The organism is Alishewanella longhuensis, assembly GCF_014653435.1.
Lineage (GTDB): Bacteria > Pseudomonadota > Gammaproteobacteria > Enterobacterales > Alteromonadaceae > Alishewanella > Alishewanella longhuensis.
In genome coordinates this window covers 1-1,237 of sequence record NZ_BNAO01000021.1, presented here as the reverse complement: position 1 = coordinate 1,237, position 1,237 = coordinate 1, and the positions used below count along the sequence as shown (strand labels likewise).

Sequence of the window (1,237 nt, the reverse complement as noted above, 5' to 3'; positions counted from 1 at the left end):
AAAAAAGGCCCCGAACCGGAGCCTTCTTTTTACATCAACACCTAATCAATGATTAAGCGATGATTTTTGATACTACACCAGCACCTACTGTACGGCCGCCTTCACGGATAGCGAAGCGTAAACCTTCGTCCATCGCGATTGGGCAAATCAGCTCAACAACAAACTTCAGGTTGTCGCCTGGCATTACCATCTCTACGCCTTCTGGCAGCTCAACCGCACCAGTTACGTCTGTAGTACGGAAGTAGAACTGTGGACGGTAGCCTTTGAAGAATGGCGTGTGACGACCACCTTCTTCTTTTGACAGTACGTACACTTCGCCTTCAAACTTAGTGTGTGGCTTGATTGAACCTGGCTTAGCAAGTACTTGACCACGTTCTACGTCTTCACGCTTAGTACCACGTAATAAGGCACCAATGTTCTCACCTGCACGACCTTCGTCTAACAGCTTACGGAACATTTCTACACCCGTACAGGTAGTAGCAACAGTGTCTTTGATACCAACGATTTCAACTGTCTCGCCTACTTTAACGATACCTTGCTCTACACGGCCTGTTACTACAGTACCACGACCAGCAATTGAGAATACGTCTTCGATTGGCATGATGAATGGCTTATCAATCGCACGTACCGGCTCTGGGATATACGTATCTAAGGCTTCGCCTAATTCCAGGATTTTCTTTTCCCAGTCAGCATCGCCTTCCAGACCTTTTAAGGCTGAACCACGGATTACTGGCAGGTCATCACCTGGGAAGTCGTAGTCTGAAAGAAGCTCACGCACTTCCATTTCTACTAATTCTAATAATTCTTCGTCATCTACCATGTCACACTTGTTCATGAACACGATGATGTAAGGTACACCTACCTGACGTGATAACAGGATGTGCTCACGCGTTTGTGGCATTGGGCCGTCTGTCGCCGCAACAACCAGAATCGCGCCGTCCATCTGTGCCGCACCGGTGATCATGTTCTTAACGTAGTCGGCGTGACCTGGACAGTCAACGTGTGCATAGTGACGTGTTGGTGTGTCGTATTCTACGTGTGAAGTATTGATCGTGATACCACGAGCTTTTTCTTCTGGTGCTTTGTCGATTTGATCGAAAGCAAATGCCTGACCGCCGTAGTGCTTAGCTAATACGTTAGTGATAGCAGCTGTCAGTGTAGTTTTACCGTGGTCAACGTGGCCGATAGTACCTACGTTTACGTGCGGTTTTACGCGTTCAAATTTAGCCTTAGCCAT

The 1,237-nt window shown here is 47.5% G+C and carries 1 protein-coding gene; it reads right to left on the bottom strand.

Features of this window, described 5'->3' with window-relative positions; all coding sequences use genetic code 11:
* Nucleotides 1-52: 52 nt before the first annotated feature.
* Nucleotides 53-1,237, bottom strand: coding sequence for an elongation factor Tu (gene tuf / locus IE163_RS17630; protein ID WP_189434471.1), 1,185 nt, complete (start codon nucleotides 1,235-1,237; stop codon nucleotides 53-55).

What these genes read in the sequence shown, in the direction of transcription:
- tuf (WP_189434471.1), bottom strand. Translation starts at nt 1,237, where the DNA reads ATGGCTAAGGCTAAATTTGAACGCGTAAAACCGCACGTAAACGTAGGT.